At 61.5% G+C, this 19,668-nt stretch carries 17 protein-coding genes and 1 pseudogene; 3 read left to right on the plus strand and 15 right to left on the minus strand.

From position 1 onward, the window contains the following. Positions 1-262: 262 nt before the first annotated feature. Complete coding sequence (tnpB, locus tag ACJJVR_RS02950) at positions 263-568, minus strand: IS66 family insertion sequence element accessory protein TnpB (protein WP_405402105.1); 306 nt, start codon at positions 566-568, stop codon at positions 263-265. Between the two features lie 37 nt (positions 569-605). On the opposite strand from tnpB, the gene ACJJVR_RS02955 reads away from it, so the two are divergent. Then, entirely contained in the window at positions 606-1,040 is a 435-nt protein-coding gene (locus tag ACJJVR_RS02955) for a hypothetical protein (RefSeq protein ID WP_405402107.1), read from the plus strand. Between the two features lie 1,202 nt (positions 1,041-2,242). On the opposite strand, the gene ACJJVR_RS02960 is transcribed toward ACJJVR_RS02955, so the two are convergent. From ACJJVR_RS02960 to ACJJVR_RS02990, 7 genes are all read right to left on the minus strand, one after another. Then, complete coding sequence (locus ACJJVR_RS02960) at positions 2,243-3,208, minus strand: glycosyltransferase (protein ID WP_405402110.1); 966 nt, start codon at positions 3,206-3,208, stop codon at positions 2,243-2,245. 154 nt (positions 3,209-3,362) lie between these two features. Further along, entirely contained in the window at positions 3,363-4,133 is a 771-nt protein-coding gene (locus tag ACJJVR_RS02965) for a sugar transferase (RefSeq protein WP_405402112.1), read from the minus strand. Positions 4,134-5,350: 1,217 nt separating this feature from the next. Further along, positions 5,351-5,560 (minus strand): hypothetical protein, encoded by a 210-nt coding sequence (locus ACJJVR_RS02970; RefSeq protein ID WP_405402114.1) that lies wholly within the window; start codon positions 5,558-5,560, stop codon positions 5,351-5,353. A 108-nt stretch (positions 5,561-5,668) separates the two neighbouring features. Next, on the minus strand, positions 5,669-8,107 hold the full coding sequence (locus ACJJVR_RS02975) for a GNVR domain-containing protein (protein ID WP_405402115.1): 2,439 nt from the start codon (positions 8,105-8,107) through the stop codon (positions 5,669-5,671). Continuing rightward, the gene (locus tag ACJJVR_RS02980; RefSeq protein WP_405402118.1) at positions 8,107-9,081 is read right to left on the minus strand and encodes a glycosyltransferase; all 975 of its coding nucleotides are present in this window, start codon (positions 9,079-9,081) and stop codon (positions 8,107-8,109) included. Before ACJJVR_RS02980 ends, ACJJVR_RS02975 begins: the two co-directional genes overlap by 1 nt. Beyond that, positions 9,078-10,067, minus strand: coding sequence for a glycosyltransferase family 2 protein (locus ACJJVR_RS02985; protein WP_405402119.1), 990 nt, complete (start codon positions 10,065-10,067; stop codon positions 9,078-9,080). The genes ACJJVR_RS02980 and ACJJVR_RS02985 overlap by 4 nt, the downstream gene beginning before the upstream one ends. Continuing rightward, positions 10,060-11,217: a glycosyl transferase gene (locus tag ACJJVR_RS02990; protein WP_405402121.1), complete on the minus strand. Its 1,158-nt coding sequence runs from the start codon at positions 11,215-11,217 to the stop codon at positions 10,060-10,062. The genes ACJJVR_RS02985 and ACJJVR_RS02990 overlap by 8 nt, the downstream gene beginning before the upstream one ends. A gap of 592 nt (positions 11,218-11,809) precedes the next feature. On the opposite strand from ACJJVR_RS02990, the pseudogene ACJJVR_RS02995 reads away from it, so the two are divergent. Further along, a pseudogene (locus ACJJVR_RS02995) lies at positions 11,810-12,332 on the plus strand (hypothetical protein); the annotation flags it as partial. 698 nt (positions 12,333-13,030) lie between these two features. After that, positions 13,031-13,336 carry a hypothetical protein gene (locus tag ACJJVR_RS03000; protein WP_405402123.1) on the plus strand — a complete coding sequence of 102 codons (306 nt, stop codon included), beginning with the start codon at positions 13,031-13,033 and terminating at the stop codon, positions 13,334-13,336. Here ACJJVR_RS03000 and ACJJVR_RS03005 read toward each other — a convergent pair. The 7 genes from ACJJVR_RS03005 to ACJJVR_RS03035 form a co-directional block, all read right to left on the minus strand. Further along, positions 13,333-13,620, minus strand: a complete 288-nt coding sequence (locus ACJJVR_RS03005; protein ID WP_405402124.1) for an antibiotic biosynthesis monooxygenase family protein — start codon at positions 13,618-13,620, stop codon at positions 13,333-13,335. The two genes, ACJJVR_RS03000 and ACJJVR_RS03005, sit on opposite strands and share 4 nt — an antisense overlap. Beyond that, on the minus strand, positions 13,617-14,027 hold the full coding sequence (locus ACJJVR_RS03010) for a cupin domain-containing protein (protein WP_405402126.1): 411 nt from the start codon (positions 14,025-14,027) through the stop codon (positions 13,617-13,619). Before ACJJVR_RS03010 ends, ACJJVR_RS03005 begins: the two co-directional genes overlap by 4 nt. Before the next feature lie 12 nt (positions 14,028-14,039). Next, on the minus strand, positions 14,040-15,434 hold the full coding sequence (locus ACJJVR_RS03015; RefSeq protein WP_405402128.1) for an NAD-dependent succinate-semialdehyde dehydrogenase: 1,395 nt from the start codon (positions 15,432-15,434) through the stop codon (positions 14,040-14,042). 132 nt (positions 15,435-15,566) lie between these two features. Continuing rightward, positions 15,567-16,352, minus strand: coding sequence for a hydroxypyruvate isomerase family protein (locus ACJJVR_RS03020; RefSeq protein ID WP_405402130.1), 786 nt, complete (start codon positions 16,350-16,352; stop codon positions 15,567-15,569). 141 nt (positions 16,353-16,493) lie between these two features. Then, complete coding sequence (locus tag ACJJVR_RS03025; RefSeq protein ID WP_405402132.1) at positions 16,494-17,114, minus strand: aspartate/glutamate racemase family protein; 621 nt, start codon at positions 17,112-17,114, stop codon at positions 16,494-16,496. Between the two features lie 68 nt (positions 17,115-17,182). Beyond that, entirely contained in the window at positions 17,183-17,881 is a 699-nt protein-coding gene (locus tag ACJJVR_RS03030) for a molybdate ABC transporter substrate-binding protein (RefSeq protein ID WP_405402133.1), read from the minus strand. Positions 17,882-17,936: 55 nt separating this feature from the next. Next, entirely contained in the window at positions 17,937-19,037 is a 1,101-nt protein-coding gene (locus tag ACJJVR_RS03035) for an alpha-hydroxy acid oxidase (RefSeq protein ID WP_405402135.1), read from the minus strand. Positions 19,038-19,668: the final 631 nt, after the last annotated feature.

Genomic DNA, 19,668 nt, shown 5'->3' on the forward strand with positions numbered 1-19,668 from the left:
GGCCTCTGCCACGACAGTTTCCCGGTCCTCAAAAGCCAGCTGGCGCTCATCGTCATTCGGCGGCTCCGAATGTTGCCATAAAAAACCTGATTCCGTTCGGCGCGCTGATGCTCCGGCCGCGGGCTGGTTTCCCGCAGCGCGCCCCGCTCACATAGGCGACGGCAAGAACAGCGGCGCACTGGCTTTTGGGAATGATGGAACAAGTCGATAGGCGGGGCTGCGGCCATGCCGTCATAATACCCTGATCCGTTGTCGTTGAAGGTCATTGCCGGACCCGAACCGCGGGCCAGGTGACGTTGTCGCCCTCAAGGCGCTTGTAAGCCATCACCAGCCCGCTACTGTCCCACAACAGGCTCTTCAGTTCATCAGCGCGTTTGGCACGGAGCATTGGAACCGTACCGGAGAACGGATCCGACTCACGCATCGACTGCACCAGCGCTGCCAATCGGTCTTGCGCCGTCCTGAAATCCACGGGCTTCGTCGCGACGGAGATCCGCATATCCTGCGAAAGCCTCAGCCCGATTTTCGGGGAGTAGCTCAACCAGCCGATCGGCGGTCGTGTCCGCATCCAGTTCCAGTGTCACTGCGTCGATCACGATCCGGACATGTTTTACAGCCGCCCCTATCGAAGGAAGGTGGTGCTGGCGGCGGATCGCAGACCACCAGCGGTGCAAAACAAGCCCTTTGGCCAGTGCGCTCTCCTTTGGCAATCAGGTCTGGTGCGGCTGCATACCACGCCCGTCCGCCATGACATTCAGCATGGCACCCGGCTCCACTGTATCGGCGATCACCAGAGCCTGCACCTCATCTGGCCAACGGCGATGGCCCGAAGCGTAGACCTCACATCCACAGACATGAGAAACGAGCTCTTGGCACGCATTGCGAAACGCATTCGTCATCAGCCGATGGAAAAAGACGTCGCCGCCGCGCGTCCGCCGAACAATCCGGTATTAGATGACGCTTACCTTTGGAACAGGGCTATTGAACATCGCCTAGCCTCCCAGCACGACAAGTCTAACGTAACCTCGTACCTGAGATGACGGTACAAGGCGCTTGGCGATTTCCGGACAGGATATGGCGTCTTTTCCGCTTTGATCAGGTTGCACGACCTTGATTGACAAAGCGCAGACCGCTGTCGGCGATTGGCCACCAAAAGCCGTGTGTGTGCGACGGGGGCTATGGCACGCAAGCCGCCATCATGCGCCGTCTCACACCCCGCGCAAATGGTTTCCTGTCTTACCGGACAAGAACAGTCCTCACAGCAACCAGTGCCTTGAATGCAGCGACATGCTGCTTTCGGTCTGACATCAAGAATCGGCGTGGTGGTAAAGATCGCAAATGAACACGCAGAGCGTACGTCCGTGCCCAGTGCGCAAAGGGCACCTGGCGTTTACATCGTCGGAGTTGTGCATCACGTCCTGCTCGATCCCCAGCCCTTCGCGGTTGACGTCTTCCACCACGTGCAGCAGCCCGAATGCCCGACAGTGAACCGCAAGCCGGCAAAGAGAGGTTCACAGACCAAGTCCCGATCAGGCTTTTCGGTACGGGCCGCGCGTCCGCCTCTTCCCGATTTGAGCATGTCGGGGATTTGACGCGGGGGTGCAGCTCCAGCCCGCAATAGATGCGGTAAACCGGGTTAACGCTGCAAAAGTGGTCCTTTACGGTCATGACGCACAGCGAAAAGAACCCAGCCATGTGGGCGTCGGCGATAGCAACACCTCGACGACGTCAGATGCCCGACAGACCAGCGCGCTGCTCCGCTGCTTTGGCGGCCGTGTCGCCATATGTAGTGCGCCATGTGTGAAACGCGCCCTGCTGATGCCATCCCCACTGCACCAATTAGCAAGCGGCACAGCCCCTTCGGCGTGGCACAGAATTGTCAGGTTCTGCGGTTCGCCGGACCTCTTCACCATGAAGGGTGTGGAGAAAACCTTGCGTTCTCATCCGAATGGTTCGTTGTGACATGACCGTGACTGGTGAAGGAACAGATCGGCCAAAAGGTGTTTTGACTTTGGATGCCTCCCTCAGCCACCGCGAAACTTCCCAAGCATGCCCGTCTGTGAAAATGCTTCGCGCGTACTATTCGCAGGGGGGCGTGGAGTGAAACCAGGCAGCATCGGGTGCCCGAAAGCCGGTCCCCGTTCGCACCGATGACGACGCTGCAAAGAGCGAGCCCCGGATGGTATCAATGGTGCCGGGCAACATCATCTGTCGGCATCCCGACCTCCTGGCCCTGATCGGTTCAGACGCCGGACGTCAATTCAGCCTGTGCCTTGCGAATAGACGGATGGACGCGGCCCAGATAGCGAACCACTTTCTGTTTCAGCTTCTTTTGCATGCCCAGAGGCGCCGATGCGCCCGGCGTCTTGATCCCTGCACGGTTCATCTCGTACAGGCGCTTGTCCATCGGAACGCGCAGGACCTTGCCGCTTAGAAACTCTGCCTGGATTGCGGGGGGCGTGCTGTTCCACGCGGCTCGCCTCAGCGCGCGGGCGGACGCCAGCATGTCCATTTCCCGGCGAATGCGGCCTTTGTCGAAACCAAGGTTCCTGTTCGTCGCGTTTTCGTCCTGGGCCCAGACGGCAAGCTTGTCCAAGCAGACATAGACCGGATCAACCAAGCGGAATGCCCGAAGATCCTCATCGATGCCCGGTACGGTTCCGGTTCGAAAAGCAAGGTCCCGGCGAATGTTCTTCGACCAGAAGATCGATCCGTTCGACATCGCCGTCCAGCCGAACAGGGCAAGGCGTATTTCAGTCGGACTGTGTATCCGCTGATCATAGACGCCGTCGAATATGCCAAACGTGCTGTAGCTGTCCTTGCCGCCTTCGCCCAGATTCTCGATCATCTGGTTCAGCATGCACACAGGGACGCCAATCTGCTCGATGATGTCGATGCCGCGCGCCATGTAGTCCGGACGTACCTGATTATCATCTTCCAGCATGAAGAAATAATCGGCGTTGTACGAATTCTCACGTTGAAAACATGCATCGAGATTCTCGATCATGAATTTCTGCGGAGTGTTGTTCGTATAGACGATGCGCGGATCGTTGACCTCTTCGACAACGCTTCTTGCACTTGCGTCCGGGCAATCATCACGAACCTCGCAAACCCAGTCCTGATGGGTTTGGGCCTGAAGACAGTGCAAGGCACGTTTCAAAAGCACAGGTCGGCGATAAGTCGGTGTTCTGACAAGGACCAAGGACACGATGCAGACCTTTCAGGACAAAGCCAGGGTGATCCGACCGGTCGATGACGCATCTTCGAAGGCAGGATTTATCATCACAGGCGCCAGAAACGCAAAAACACAGTCATCAGACTGGTGTCGCTGCGTAAAAAAATGACGGGGCGCGATCCTGGGATCAGTGCGCCCCACGGGACAAGGCAACGGCGGGGATGGTCATGAAGATGATGCGCAGGTCCATCCACGGGTTCCAGTTCATGACATAAAAACGGTCCAGCTGGACGCGCTCGAGATATGTCGTGTTGCTGCGGCCGCTGATCTGCCACAGGCCGGAAAGACCGGGCCGGGCCGCCAGATAATGCCGTGTCGAGCTGGAGTAGTGATCCAGTTCTGCCCGAACGACCGGACGCGGCCCGACGAGGCTCATCTCTCCGGCCAGCACGTTCAACAACTGTGGCAGTTCGTCCAGGCTCAGCTTGCGCAACACCGCTCCCAGTGGGGTCACCCGAGGGTCGTCCACCAGCTTGCGCTGTTCGTTCCAAAGCGCCGCCTTGGCGGGGTCGTTGCGCAGGTGTTCGTCCAGAACGGCATCGCCGTTCACGACCATCGTCCGGAATTTCCAGCAACGAAACTCCCGCCCAGCAAAGCCGACGCGACGGTGCCCATAAAGAAGAGGCCCGGAATCCGTCAGCTTGAGGACGATGATCAAGGCCAGAATCAGAGGCGCAAGCAACAGCAAGCCCAGGACAGCAAGCGTGAGATCCAGCCCACGCTTGGCCATACCCCCAACAGGAACATCGGCGCGTCTGCTTGACTGCCGAGTCAGGCCCGCAAGAGAATTGGTGCCAGCAATCGAAGGGCGACAGTTCGTCATGAAATCCCGCTGCGCTCGTAGCATTCGCATATCAACAACCAACTCTCTGATAACAAAATATTTTTTACCGAACATGGCACAAAGATGCAGATTGAACCGCTGTCGCCGTACCAAGCTGAACTCTACATCATCTCATTAAAATTTTAGCAATCATTAAGATGTAGTTAACGTGACTGGCAATAATGTCATCGTATGTGGAGGGGTGGCGTAACTGCCCGGGGCAGAATGGTTTTTTCAATCACATCCATTGCGACTATCTTTTTCGTCAGGTTGAAACCGATTGCCTAAAGAAAATGCGATATGACGCTGTCGTGACTAATTTGCGATGCAAATCAATCAATGCGGTACGGGCTGGAAGCTTGTTGTTCCGACACCATCAAATCGTCGGGGGAGTGGTTGGTGGCCGCATAAAGCTGAACGTTCCGTTTCAGAATAACATTGTTTTACTGACATGGCTCTGTATGAAATAATATAGGCAGGCCTTGGGCTCGGTAAGTTTCGAGGATGTTTGATGATGAGAGCAGGGGGCAAAACAGGCCGCTGATGGTCACCTGTCATACGGGGTTGCGACGTGCTGTCAGTCGTCGGGCCTCTCGAACATGACCCCATTGCGGTTGCGCCTTTTGACGCGGCGTGGTGCGTAGCCGGCGGTCTTCCTGCGTTGCTTCGGTCGCGAACGCAGGCACGAACCTGTTGTTCGTTGAACGCCTATCTGAACACGTCGGCATCATATTCCTGGCCCAGAGCGGTGGTCACGCGCAGTCGGGGGCAAGTCCTGCGCTCTGGCGGTGGACCGACGACTGATCTGGGTGACGAAGTGGAATGGTCATTCGGTCGCATTCAACGCGCAGGTGCCTCTTGGAGCCATCCGAGAGGCAATGATCACGGGGGATCGGCCCGAGAGGTTCGACATCCACCTTGTCAAAATCACAGGCTGGGAGAGAACCACGACCCTTGGGATTACCCCGGCCTTTGACAGCACGGATGCTGCCTGAGCGGACGCTTTGCGATCACAAGGTCCAGACGCCACGTGCCAAGGTCGGCCAGATGGTCGTGCGTCGAAATCACGCTGCGGTGCCTGAACCGTGCAGCCTGCATGAATACATCATCGGCGACACGAACGAGGCCATCCACGTTACTGTATCGCGGCAAGACGCATGCTTTGGCAGCTTATCAGACATGGGAACACGCAAAACGGCCTCTGCAATGACATCGCAAATCATTGCGTGGTCTCCGTAAAGACAACTCGCCGCGATCTGGACGCTGCCGGCTGGCGTGCTGTCCCGCAAAAGTCACTTGGGCAGGACATAAAGCTTGCCACATGGGCCAAGCGATTCGTCTGGTCGCTTAGCCCCGAGGCGGCTGGTGGCGCGTATCGCGGATGTGACGATGAACCCCAGAACAAGCATCTGTGAGAAAACCACCGCCAGGAACGCCACGCCCAAGCTTTCCCAGACCGAATACCCCATCGCCGCGCCACCGATCAGGGCACCCGCGATCATCGCAGACGCACCTAGCAAATAACGGATGACAAACATGCCGCATCTCTCATCTGAGTGGCCCGCTGTGGGCCGTCAGAACCAAGGTGAGCGACAAAGGTTAAAAAATGCTTACCGACCCGTCGCACGACGCTTTAGCGACATGTATGATTTCGGTCCCGCCAGATAATTTTCCATCTCTCCGGGCAGCAGGAACGACTTCAGCTTGCGCAGGTTCACACGGTCATACACCACGCCCAGGCAACGCGCTTCCAGAAGGGCATCGTCGGCCAGGGCATTCTCGGCCATGGCACGCGACGTCCGGCCCCATTCAGCCACGATGACGAATTGTGCCAATTCGTGCAGAATCGCCCTGCCCTGCGCCACGGGGTACAGCGGCGGAACATCGACGATGACCCGGCTGAAATCACCGTCGCGCGCCTCGGCCGCAATCTGGCCCAGCATCTGACCCGTCAGCAGGTCGTCAGAAGGTCCGCCCTGATCAAGCCCGCAGGGCAGCACGACGAGGTTGGTGTTGGCGATGCCGACAAGCATGTCTTGCCAATTGCCCCCGCCGCTGACCGCGTCGGTCAGTCCCGGCTTGCGGTCCAGACCCAACATCCGGCTCAGCGTCCGACCACGGCTGTCGGCGTCGATCAGCAGGACAGAGTGCATGCCGATGCCCAGCTGGCCCGCAAGGTTGAAGGCGACCGATGACCGCCCATCAAAGGGATGGAACGATGTCACGCCCGTGATCGGCAACGACCGCGCCGAGGCTTCGCCGGCCAGGCGGACATGGCGCAGCGTTTCGGCATAAACCGAATCGGGATAGTGCAGCACCGGGACCGGGACCTGGATGACCGGGGGCCGCAATCTGGACGGGACGGGCAGCGTCTGGCCACTGGCCAAGCCGGGTTCCGCCCGCGCGGCGACAGGCGCGGAACCCGGCGTCCGGGCGCGGCGAACCGTGGGCAGCACCGGAAGGTGGCCCAGGAACCGCAAGCCCGAATAGTCGGTCAGGTCCGCAGCCGTGCGCAGCGAGCGTTCGCGCCATTCGCGCAAGGCCGCAATGGCCATGCCCAGAAACAGCCCCAGCAGCGTCGCAGCCAGTGCCGTGCGCAGCACCGCCGGCCCCGACGGCGTGGACGGGGCCTGTGCATAGGACAGGATCCGCACGTTCGACACCGGGAACGATTGCTGCTGTTCGATCTCTTGTGACCGGGTCAGGGTCTGCTGATAGATGGCGGACAGGGTCGCGGCCTCTTCCTGCAGGGCGCGCAGCCGGACAAAGTTGGCGGCCTGATCGCTGTTGCGTGCGGATGCCTGCTGGACGCTTTCCTGCAGGGCCTCGACGCGGGCATTGGCAACGTCCAGCGTGCTTTGAGCCTCGGCGCGCTTTGACTGCAGTTCGACGAAAAGGCGTTCGGCCGTGGTGATCAGGGTCTGCTGCAGGCCCGCGACCTGCGGATGATCCGGGCCAGAGGTGTCCAGAAGACGCTGCAACCGGGCTTGGACGTCATTGTAGGAATCCAGCCGCGAGCGCAGTTCCAGCGACACGTCGCCGCCGATCGCCAGAGAGCTGTTGCTGTCGGTCAGCCCGTCGACCCCACCGGCAACGGCACGGTCATAGGTGTCCAGAACCGCCCGCGCGCGTGCGGCCTCGGTCAGGACCTCGGTCAGGCTGGAGTTCAGCTCGTTCAGGGCCTGTTCGGTCAGAAGCCCCCCGGATGAGAATTCGACCAGGCTGTTTTCGGCGGCAAAGCGTTCGGCGGCATCTGCCGCAGCCTGCGCCTGACCCTGCAGTTCCTCGAGGCGGGTACGCATCCAGGCATTGGTCTGGCCGACGGAATCGGCGTTGGAAGACAGGATATCCTGAACGTAGAGATCAGCGTATGCGTTGGCGACCTGCGCCGCGATCACCGGATCATGCGACGAATAGCTGACCGCAACGGCGGAGCTTTGACCGATCCGATCGATACGGATTGCAGTGCGCAGACGCGCGGCCGCCAGGCGCCGTGCGGGATCGGCCTGCGCCATCGACGGATCGGACGCCATCATGTCGCTCGAAACCCCGGCCTGGTCAACGCCATCCGCAGGAGCAGTCAGCGCCGTGATCTTGTCGATGCCCCAGATCAATGGCCAGAACACGGTCGACAAAATGCCCTTGATTGCCGTGGTAAAGGCCGATCGCGGGGGGTTCATGAACGACGGATTGTCCTGCAGCCCGGTCAGGTTCAGCACGTCTTCGGCCAGCTTGTTTGATTCCAGAACGACGCGCGCGTTCTCGATCCGCTCGGCCGGCAGTGCGGCGCTGGCGATGCCGCCGACCTGCTGGACGGAACGGTTCACGTTGCTGTCCAAAAGCAGGCTGGAATAGGTCGTGAATGTCGAGGGCTTTGCGATGGCATAGGTCAGGCCCAGCATCCCCAGCAGCACGGCGGGCAGCACGATGGTCATGCGCTGTCGCCGCAATGCCACCATCAGCCGCCGCAGGTCGATGGTCTGGACCGGCGCGGCCGGTGCCTCGACATAGGCCATGTTCCCGTCATAGGGCTTGATTTCGCGTCCCATCAGCTTCCCTTGGGTCCCGAGCGGGGTTCGGTCTGTGACCGATCCGGCGCCGTTCCATAAATTTCGATCTGCCGTGCGCCGCCCAGATGGGCGGCCGCCCCGACATGAAGTGCTGCACGCATCAGCTGGCGGTTGCGCCAGGCCGGGCGGACCGCCCCGATCGCGGCCAGTCCGCCACAGGCCAGTGCCTTGGCCACCGCCACGCCGGTCGCGCGGATGCGTCCGGCCCGCGGTTTCCCCTGAACGATCAGGCTGGCATGCGTCTGGCCCATCCGATAGCGACGTCGCAGCAGCCAGGCAAGGCGCGCGCGGTCGGATGGTACGGTTTCGTGTGCAACGGCCAGCGGCGCGAACGTGATCCGCCCGCCCGCGGCCAGAAGGCTGGCAAAAAAGGCACTGTCCTCGCCGCCCGAACGGCCACGGACCGGGTCGAACCGCAGGCCGTTGGCGGCGGGGTTCGACAGATCGACAAGCACATTGCAGGTATAGCCGCTGGTGATCGCCCCATCCGGGCCAAAGACCGGCAACGTGTCATGCGCACGCGCCTTGTCCATCCAGGATGGCGCGTCTGGGTGATAATGGGCGCGAACCGGCCCCAGAACGGCGCCCACATCCGCATCCCGCCACGCGGCCACAAGGTGCATCAGCCAGTCTGGCTCGACCGTCTCGTCATCGTCCAGATAGACCAGCAGCCGCGCGCCCGTGGCACGGGCATGATCCAACAACGCGTTTCGCGCGATCGAAATGTTGGCCTGGGGCGCGTGCAGATAGGTGATCTGCAAGGGGTGGTTCACCGCGATCGCGCTGACCAGATCGTTGGCCGAGGGCTGGGCGTCATTGTCGGCGATTGCGACGGCCACCGGCAGGCCGCAGGGCGTCAGCCCCGCAAGGGATGCCAGCGTCGCGGCCAGTTCGGCCCGTCGAAAGGTACAGATGCCGATCAGCACCGTATCGTGAAACAGGGGTGGGGTCATGCGGGGGTCCGTTCCCTGTCACGTTTGCGGGCCAGCCACTGCCGCCAGAAACCCGCAGACCACGCCATGTGCATGGTCCCCGCGACAAGCCCGGCGACCAGCCCGCGGGGTTGCCCGATCTGCAGGGCGATCATCACGCCCCCGGCCAGGCAGGCCAGCAGCCACAGCACCAGTGGCAGTGCAAAGACCGCGTTCAGGGGCGCCAGAACCACCAATGCCGCCGCCGGGGCCAGCATCGCCACGACAGCCTGGCGCGTCGCCGGGCGGGCGCCATGCTTTTGCAGGTTGCGCGCGCGGCCGCGGCCGAAATTGAAATATTGCCGGACCAGGGCGCCAAGGCGCGCGCGCGGAAAATAGGTCAGCCCGGTCCGCCCGGTCAGCCAGATGCGACGGCCCGCCGCCGTCAGGCGGTGGTCAAGCTCGGCGTCCTCGTTATGGCTGAAACGGGCGTCATAGCCGCCGACCGCACGAAAGGCATCGATCCGCATCAGGGCGTGGTGACCGTGACCGACCCAGGCCCCGCCGCCCACCAGCCGGTGGGCAGAGCCGCCATTGCCCAGACGCGAATTCTGCGCCTCGGCAATGGCCTGCTGCAGAAAGCCCTGACCTTGAGCATGCATGGTGACGACGACGCTGTCGGCACCGCTGTGCCGCGCCTCGGCCAACAGCACATCGCCGTAATCCGCAGGATAATCGCTGTGCGCATCCAGGCGCAGCAGCCATTCGGCCCCGCCCCCGAACTGCTCCACAGCCAGGTTCACACCCGCGGATTGCAGCCTGCCGGGATTGTCGATCAGCCGGATCAGGGGATCGGCCGCGGCGCGGCGGCGGACGATATCGCAGGTCGCATCAGTCGAACCGCCGTCGGCCACCACGACCAATCCGTTCGCCCGCGCCGCAAAGGCCGCAGCAAAGGTCAGAACACTATCGATATGGCGCGCCTCGTTCAGGGCGGGAATGACGATCAGCACATGGCGTTCAGACATCGCGGACCCCGTAAGGCGCAGCCGAGGCCGTGGCCCCCGCCCCGCAGATGGCAGCCGTCAGATCATGGCATTCGGCCTCGCCCATTTCCAGAACGGCGCGCGGCAGGTTCGCGACGGTGGTGCGGCGCGCAGCAAGGCCGGCGGGATCGATGGACGACAATGCGGCAGTGACGGACGCGGCATCGGGGGCCGCCACGGTGACACCGCATCCCCAGGCCTGAACCCGGTGCGCCACCTCTGTTCCGTCCAGAACCACGGGAACGGCACCGTTCAGGCACCCTTCGTACAGGCGATTGGGCAGCAGCCAGTCGGAGTTCTGACCCGCCTGGTACCGGTCGATCAGCCAGGCCACGTCCAGCTGCGCATAGATGTCGGGCAGGTCGTCAGGCCAGTCATAAGCGCCCATGAAGGACAGGTCAGGGTTCGCATCCACAACGGCGTGGAAATCGCCCATGACGTCCAGTGCCGGGCGCCCGCGCAGGATAACCCGGAACCGTCCGGGCTGTGCGCGGGTGACGCTGTCCAGCACCCCAAGCGACCAGCGACAGCGCAGCATTCCGAACCATCCGACGATCAGCGGCCCACCCTGTTCGGCCCCGCCGGGGGCGGGATCGGCTTGGGGCGGCGGCATGTCGGGCCGGGCAAAGGGCTTGTTCTCGACCAGCAGGATCGGGACGTCGGGCTGACCGAAATGGCGCAGATAGCGTGTCTGGAACGCGGGCGATGACAGGACGACCAGGCTGGTGCGACCCATCAGCCCCGCCTCGACCCGGCGCAGGATGCGGGCGGGCATTCCCTGCCCCAGCATCATTCCGTGAATGTCCAGAAGTTCATACACCAATCGCCCACCCCGGGCGCGCGCCAGTCGCGCACCCAAGGCAAGCATTTCCAGATTGCGGGCCAGAATCACCTCGGGGCCGTCGTCCTGGGGCGGGATCAGGCGCGCGATGCGGGGCCATGCCGCAACGATCGCGCGGACCCGTTGGATCATGCGGCCATTGGCGGTATGCCCCAGAACCGTCGCGGGTTCGGGCAACGGCCCCTGCCCCCGCCGGAACCCCGCAATGCGGACTTGTGCCCCGCCCTGACGCAGCATCCTGACCCGCCGCCAGATCGAGGGATCGTCAAGGTCATGGGCAAGATAGGTCACGCGCAAAAAAGACTCTCCGGCAGGATAAATCGTTACAATGGATCTTGATTCAGAAGGTACGAAACATGCGTGCCTGCCAAGGAACTATCGCAACTGTATAAACAATTCCGCGACACGGGAAAACAGCCTAATAGGACAACTTTACGGGACATCCGACAAGGGCCCATGAACCATCGGGACCTGATGCGGTATCGATGTCGCCGGTTGCCCGGGTCACTGCACCTCCGCAACTCCGCGTTCATACACCGGCTCTGTACGTTATGATCGTCATTTGACCCATTAGCATAGGTGCACGGCGTCAGGCCAGCGAGGTCTGGGCTGCCATGCAAAGACCTGGTCAGTTTGCCATGCGCCCTGCACGACTGCCTATGCGTGGTGATCGGTTTCGATGCTGCTGAAGGGGGCCGTGGCACGCGGCCGTCAGCCACTGGCGATATGGGGCGCCTTATGGTTACCGGTCAGGGAGATGAATGCCTTTAGTTATCTGCTTCCACGGTTTGATGGTGCGATCCTTTCTCAGGAATGGAAGCAAGCATTATGGGGCCAGGTCTGTCACGGAAGCGCCACGAGCACGCACGCTGGCAGAGCTGCAATGATGAGGGCGGGCCCGCCATCGGTCCGAGGGTCGGCCCGAATGATCGCAAGCTTCGCTCGCGACGTTGAGCAGAGAGCTGGGGATCAACCAGAAAACGGTGGCGAAGTGGCGCAAGCGCCAGACGGTCGAGGACCTCAAGACGGGGCCAAAGGAACCACGCTCGACGATCCTGACCGAGGCGGAGGAGGCGACCGTTGTCGCTTTGCGGCAGCAAACGCAGCTGCCGCTGGACGATTGCCTCCATGCGCTGCAGCCATCCATCCCGCACCTGACGCGTTCATCGCGGCATCGGTGCCTGCAGCGCCGAGCCATCGCGGCGCCACTGGTTCAAGCCCAATGGCGAATACATTTCACGGTTGCCTGACGTGGGAGGCGACAAGCCGAAGCGGCAGAAGCTGAACGCAACCCCATCGGCCCTCGCCATTACCCTCGAACCAACGGCGGACATGGCTCGATCCATATCGATATTGCCGAAGTGCAGACTGCTGAGGGCAAACTGTTTCTGTTCGTCGGCATCGACTGAACACGCAAGTTTGCCGTGACCCGGTTGGTCGACAAGGCGGACAGAAAGACGGCATGGAAGTTCCTGCAGCACATGCTGGAAGCATTCGCCGACATGCGGCTCATCCTGTCAGGTCCACGCCATTCTCACCGATCGAGCCAACGGGCGCCATCGGTTCAAGCCCGATGGCGCGTGGCATTCAGTTCGGCCCAAGCAGCCGCAAAATCGCAACACCCTCCATTCCCGGCTCATGCGCTTCGACATGATCTGCGAGGGCGAGACCGTGTCAGCCATTGGTCCGAGGACACGGTCGAGCGGTATCGAGCACCGCCTCACGAACCCCAACCACCCCTGGAGTTGCGGGGATAAGGAACTAGTCCGGGGGACTGTTTCCCCGAGCGACGGCCAGGTCGGGCGGATGAACCGCACCATCAAGGACGCGACCGTCGAACGTTTCCATCACGATGACCACGCCCAGCTCCGCACCCACCTTGCGGACTTCATGGCAGCCTAAAACGTCGCCCGCCGGCTCACGACGCTCAGCGGCTTCACGCCCTACGAATACATCAGCAGGATTTGGACATCCGAGCCAGACAGATCCGTCCTGAATCCGATCAACCAGATGCCGGGACTGAACACTTCCGTCAGCCAAAACAGGTTGTTCATTGATCAGGTCTCCTTGCGGCAGCCTGAATCATGCAAAGGGCGAAAAATTGATGAGTCTGAAGCCCAAATTTTGCGAACTGCCACAGGCGTTGGATGAAACCGTTATGCGTTTGCCGCCCGACGCCCCTCATAGTCCGGGTGCCGAGCCGCGTTTTCAGTTTCCCCGGACCAGAGGCGGGGATCAGGCGCCGAATGCGCGTTTGGTTGCTGCCGGATCCCGAGGCAAACAAGCCCTGGCCGCAGCCTTGGCGCGGACAGAGCGTGATTCACTGGGCCGTCTTGCCGCCTGGGACAGCGCGATCGCAGTGCGCGTACGCCTTATCCGAATCGGCAGCCGCATGCTGCCCGACACCTAGACGATCTGCGTGACATGGACGACCTCGGGTGGCTTGGTGAAGAACGGACCAGCGTGGCCTCGCCATTCCTGGAATGCCGCGGTCCGACGAAACGCCTCATGGTCCTCGACGGTGGTCCAGCGAACCATCAGCAGGTACTGCCCAGGGGTCTCTATCACCTGCTCAAGGCGCATGTCATGACACCCCTTGGCCGCCAGAAACAGTGGTTTTGCCAGTGCCACGGCATCCCTGAACGCAAGCGCCCGAGCCGGATCGATCGACAGAGTCGCAATTTCATGGATCATGCGCGCTTTGCCTTCTGGTGCTCGTCATCGATGGATTGCTCGACTCCGGTCTCGACCATGGTGCGCGTGGCGTCAACCGTCGCATAAGTCCAGAAGATACGCATCAGCGCATCGCTTTCGTTTAGAAAACGATGCGGGACGTTCGCAGGGATCCAGGTCGTGTCGCCCGTCTTCAAATGGTGTCGCTGATCACCGATCTCGGCGACCGCGACGCCCTCCAGGATCATGACGCTTTCTTCGCAGTTGTGGAAATGAAACCCGATCTTGGCGCCCGGCTCGAAAGCCGTGATGCCGTTGATGAGGCTGGTCGATCCACAGGACCGCGTGACCAGCGGGATCGTGCGGGCGCCGTTGCCACGGTCATTGACCGGCAGTTCGGTTGGACGAAGGATCGCGGGATTTGTCATGACAAAGTCTCCTTATCTGGTCTGCTGATGGACTGGAGCCGTGGCCGGCCCGATCCAGACGGTTTTGATGTTCGTGAATTCGCGGATGCCGTAACTTCCAAGTTCCCGACCGTAACCGGATTTCTTGATGCCGCCGAACGGAAGCCGGGCGTCAGAGGCAACCATGCCGTTGATGAACACCGCACCCGCGTCGATGTCGCGGGCCATGCGTCGGGCCAGCCCGGCATCGTTTGTCCAGACAGAAGCTCCGAGCCCGAACTCGGTGTCATTGGCCAGCGCCACGGCCTGATCGGCATCGGCACAGCGGATGACAGAGGCGACAGGCCCGAACAGTTCCTCGCGGAACGAGGTGTGGGCCGGCGTCACCCGATCCAGCAAGGTGGGCAGATAGAAGAAGCCCGCGCCTTCCTGCATCGCCCCACCCAGGGAAAGCTGCGCGCCGTCGGCAATCGAGCGCTGGACCTGATCATGCAGATCAGCCCTGAGGTTCATGCGCGCCATCGGCCCGATCTGGGTATCCTCGTCCATCGGATCGCCGATCTTGAGCGCTTCGATGCCGGCACGAAAAAGTGCGGTGAACTCGTCCGCGATTTCCTCGGCGACGATAAAGCGCTTGGCGTTGACGCAGGACTGGCCGACGTTGATGAAGCGCGACCTGACCGCGACCTGCGCGGCTTGCGCAAGGTCGGCCCCCGGCAGCACGATGAACGGGTCCGACCCTCCAAGTTCAAGAACCTGCTTCTTCAACGCCTGCCCCGACTGCGCGGCGACGATCTGACCGACCTGCGTGGAGCCGGTCAATGTCACTGCCGCGATCCGATCATCAGCGATGATGCCAGCAACCTTGCCGCTGTCGATCAGCAGCGCCCGAAACAATCCGTCCGGGCAACCGGCTTTCTGCATGACCTCTTCGATGGCTTGGGCCGAACGCGGAACATTGGCGGCATGTTTGAGAATGGCACCGTTTCCCGCCGCCAGCGCCGGAGCGGCAAAGCGGAAAAGCTGCCAGAACGGGTAATTCCAAGGCATGATGGCCAACACGACGCCGATCGGATCGAACACGACCATAGATTCGGTGGCATTCGACGCGATGACCTCGTCGGCAAGATATTCGGGCGCCTTTGCAGCATAAAAATCGCATGTGGCCGCGCATTTCTCAATTTCAGCGCGCGATTCCGAAATGGGTTTGCCGATCTCTTCGGTAATGATCCGTGCAAAGCGCTCTTTGTCGGCTCTCAATTCGCGCGCCATTGCTGTCAAAAGGGTTACGCGCTTTTCGATCGGGACGCGCCGCCACTGGCGCTGTGCAGTGACCGCCTGACCCAACGCGGCGTCGATATCCTTGTCATCGTGCAAGGGAAATTCAGCCACAAGTGCCCCGGTGGTGGGATTGATCGATTGATGCATGGTTGTTTCCTCATTCCGTTTCCGGACGATTTCTACTTGCCGGCGGATTACGGGGTTATTCCGTTGATACGCACCGGATGACGTTTTCTGTTATCGAATTAGCTCCATGACAAACCTCTTGAGAGTATCGGGTCATGCGGGATATTTCATCCAATCCAGTCCTTCGACAGTTTTACCCGCCGGGACATATTCACAGCCGATATACCCGCCATAACCAATGTCGCCGAGGGCCGACCGGACAGCATCATAGTTTATCGCCCCGCTTCCGGGTTCATGGCGCCCCGGGTGATCGGCAATATGCACATGGGCAATCAGCTGCCGGCAGTCGTGAATTGTGGCGATGGGATCGTCACCCGCGGCAACGGTGTGAAAGATGTCCAGCAACAGGCCAAGACTGCGATGGCCCATCTGTTCGATCGCATCTTTCGCCGAGGCGGCGGTTGGCAGAAAATAGTTCGGGACGGTCGCACTGCTCATTGCCTCGATGATGATGCGAATTCCCCGCTTCTCACCTTCGTCAGCGGCCAAAAGCAGGTTATCGATATAGCATTCGCGGTGTTCGGGTTTCTGTTGTTCCGCCGATAATACTCCGGCCATGACATGGATCATGCGGACGCCTGTCGCCTCGGCGTAGCCAAGTCCTTCAAACAGGTTGCTCCGGAATTCGTCGCGTCGGTCCGGAAAGATAGCGATGCCCTTTTCCCCGTGGGCGGCATTGCCGGAGCGCAATCCGAATTGCACATAGGGAAGCGCGACTGCGCGCAAAAGCACCGCCAGTTCGTCCGCTGGCACGGCATAGGGTGATGGATGTTCAATGGCAGAAAAGCCCGCCGATCGCGCCGCTGCAATTCGCTGCTCGAAAGGCAAGTCAGCGAACAAGTAACCAATATGCGCACTATAGCGGGGGAATGAGGACATTATTTCAATCCTTCGATCTTGCACATAGCCGTTTTGGGCCTATCAAAGCATTTTTCTCTGTCGCGTTCATGCTGATCGACCGGGCCTTTCCGTCTTCGTATGGACGCAAGCCCCGATGCGCATCCGAACGAGCCGGCATGATCACGCATGCTCAATAAGATGCTTCATGCGGCTCACAGCCGCTTCGGGCGCCGTAAAGACCGGCACCGAAACCGCAGCACGGACCATTTCGGCAGCGCGGGACGTGGAGAAATGCGCAAGCATGATCGCGTCGCAACCCGCGAATTCCGGCGCACGGGCGGCAACCAGCCTGTTGTGCGAAGCGACGTCGCCTGCGCGCAACAGGTCGATCGCGTCGTCCACCACGATCGTCGTCAGCGTCGCCGTCGAACAGGTTTCGGCGGCAAAGCTGTCGAATTCTTCGGCCATGGTGGAAACGGCGGGACCGAACGTTGCCAGCATGCCGATGCGACTGCCGGCGGTGATCGCATCGCGGAACATGGCCTCGTTCGGCCTGACGACCGGGATCGGCAGAACCTGCGCCATCCGGTCAATGGCAGGCCCAAAGGCCGAGCATGTGACAAGAATGCCGTCCGCGCCGATGCGATACGCATAGCGCCCGAAATCCACAAAGCGTTCGGTCAGCGTCTCGGAGATGGTCTCGCCTTCCTTGGCACGGTCAAGCGTCAGCCCGTCATCCAGCAGATTGACCGCCTCCGCCTCTGGCCAAAGCACCCGCATGGCGGTGGCAACCGGCTCCATGGCGACGGGCGTTGCATGATAGAGGACGATACGGGGTCTGGCGTTCACGGGCGGAGCTTTCGAAACGATCAGTTAAAGGACAGGCGCGACGTCAGGCCGGCCGCCTCGTACGCCGCGACCGCGTCGGGCGATGTCAGGTGCATGACCAGCCGTGCAGCGTCGGTGGGGTTCGTGGCGTCTGAAAACAACGCGACCGAAAAATCGGTGCCGACCTGAACCTCATCCGGCAACGGTCCGGCGATCGTGATGCCATCCACCGACATCAGTTCGCTGATCTGCTGGATTGCCAGATCGGCGTTCCCCTCCACGATCTGGCGCGCGGTAAAGCCTTCGGGAATGATCGTCGCCTTGGCGTTGATCGCCTCTGCGATGCCCAACCGCTCGATCAGCCCGGCGAAATAGATGCCGCTGGCGCCGGCGCGCGAATAGGCGACCGAGCGCGCCGAAAGCAGGGCGGCCTTGAGGTCGTCGACGGTGTCCAGCCGGGGCGCGGGGGCATCACCTGCCACCGCAATTCCGATCTTGGCTGTGACGATGGGGCGGACCGTGGACGGATCGACCACGCCCCGCTTGACCAGGTCGTCCATCGACTTGTCAATCAGGATGATCGCATCCGCGCTGGCTCCGTCCCCGATGCGCTGCATGATGACGGTGGTCGTGTTCCACGACACGTCCGGCGTGATCTGGGTGGCATCGGTGAAGGATGGCAGGAGGCTGCGCTTGAGTGCTACCTCGACCGCCAGCGTGCTCATGACTTTCAACGGCATTTTGGTCTCCTTCAGGGGGTCGCGATGAATGACGGTCGATCGCGTGACAGATGGCTCAGCGGCGGGGCCGAACGGGGGCAAGATAGCTGGCATCAAGCTGTTGCGGATGCTTGACGCCGATCAGGGCAAGGTCGCGTTCAATCTCATCATGCAGGATGCGGATCGCATGAGACACGCCCGCCGCCCCGCCGATGGCCGCCGCATAGAGAAACGGGCGGCCAAGAAAAACGAAATCTGCGCCCAGTGCGACGGCCTTGAGAACATCGGTGCCGCGCCGAAGGCCGCTGTCGATCATGACCTTCATCGCACCCTTGTTCGCGGCAACTTCTGCAAGGCAATCAAGCGGGGCGACGGCATGGTCCAGTTGCCGTCCACCGTGGCTTGACAGGATCACCCCGTCGACGCCGCACTCCTTGGCGATGCGCGCGTCGCTGGCCGTCATGATGCCCTTGACGACAAGGTTGCCTTTCCAGCGGCGACGGATCGCCTCGACGTGGGACCAGGCAAGCTCGTCGCGCCGTTTGGTGTTGCGCACCTGCTTTGACATCATCGGTGGCCCACGCTCGGCGTCTGTGTTTTCGAAATGTGGTGCACCGTGCTTCAGGTAAGTGCGCAGAACAGTGCCCACCAGCCAGTGCGGTGCAAGCGCGCTTTGCAGCATGACGTTCGGCGTCATCTTGATCGGCATCGAAAAGCCGCTGCGGATGTTGTGTTCGCGATTGCCAAGCAGCGGCGTGTCGCCCGTGACCACAAGCGTTTCATACCCTGCGGCCGCGACCCGGTCGACCAGGCGATCGATGCGCGGCTGATCGCCGGCAAGATACGCCTGAAACCAGGCATCGGGGTTTGCCGCGTGGACATCCTCCAGGCTGATCAGCGAAGAACCACTGAGGATCATCGGTATCTGCGCGTTGCCTGCGGCCTTGGCAAGCTGCAAGTCGGCGCGATAGGCGATGAACGCCGCTCCGCCGAGCGGGGCGATGCCAAAGGGTGACGACCAGCGCTTGCCGAACATCGTGACACCCTGGTCGCGACTCGAGACATCGACGAACATGCGTGGAAGAAATCGGTGTTCATCAAAGGCCTCTCGCGCAGCGCGCAGCGTCGCACCGGTTTCCACCGAGCCCGAGACATAGCCAAAGACCATGCGCGGCAAATGGCGCCTGGCGTGACGCTCAAAGTCGTCAAGCGCCAGAAGGTCGCGAAATCGGCGTGGCGGTTGCGGTTGCGGCAGAGCTGCACCCGGATCCGTCCCGTCCCCGCTTATTGCAGCAGGCTGGGTCGGACCGCTGGACCGGCAATTCGTGGGCTCACGATCTTCAACGGTCTTCCGCGTCGCATCCATTTCCATTCCCGCCTCCCGACATCGCCGACAAGAACCTGTCTATGTATTGTCAACAATAACGTCAACATTTAATTTGGCGTGCCGTGCCTGCCCGCCCCCTGGGTTGGTGACGACGCGCCGACCTGCTGTTCAGGCGGCTGATCCGTCCGGCTGTCGCGATGGTGCTTTGCACCTGTCGGCGCAGGTGCCGATCCAACGGCATGTGGTACAGGTCATGCCCCCCGCGTCCACGCCATGCGTCGATAACCGAAGCTGGCATGCGGCATGGTCTTTTCGATCCTTTCAATGGGCCCGCATTGAGCGGGCGATGGCTCTCCTTTGGCCGATCAATCGCAGCACTGCCGGTGCGAGGGCGTGCAAAGGGGCGCACTTTGATCACGTCCGGCGGGTCATCAGTGTTTACGCATCCCCACCATCCGCCCTTGTCCCAGCAACATGTCGC

The organism is Paracoccus sp. Ld10 (assembly GCF_045064235.1).
GTDB lineage: Bacteria > Pseudomonadota > Alphaproteobacteria > Rhodobacterales > Rhodobacteraceae > Paracoccus.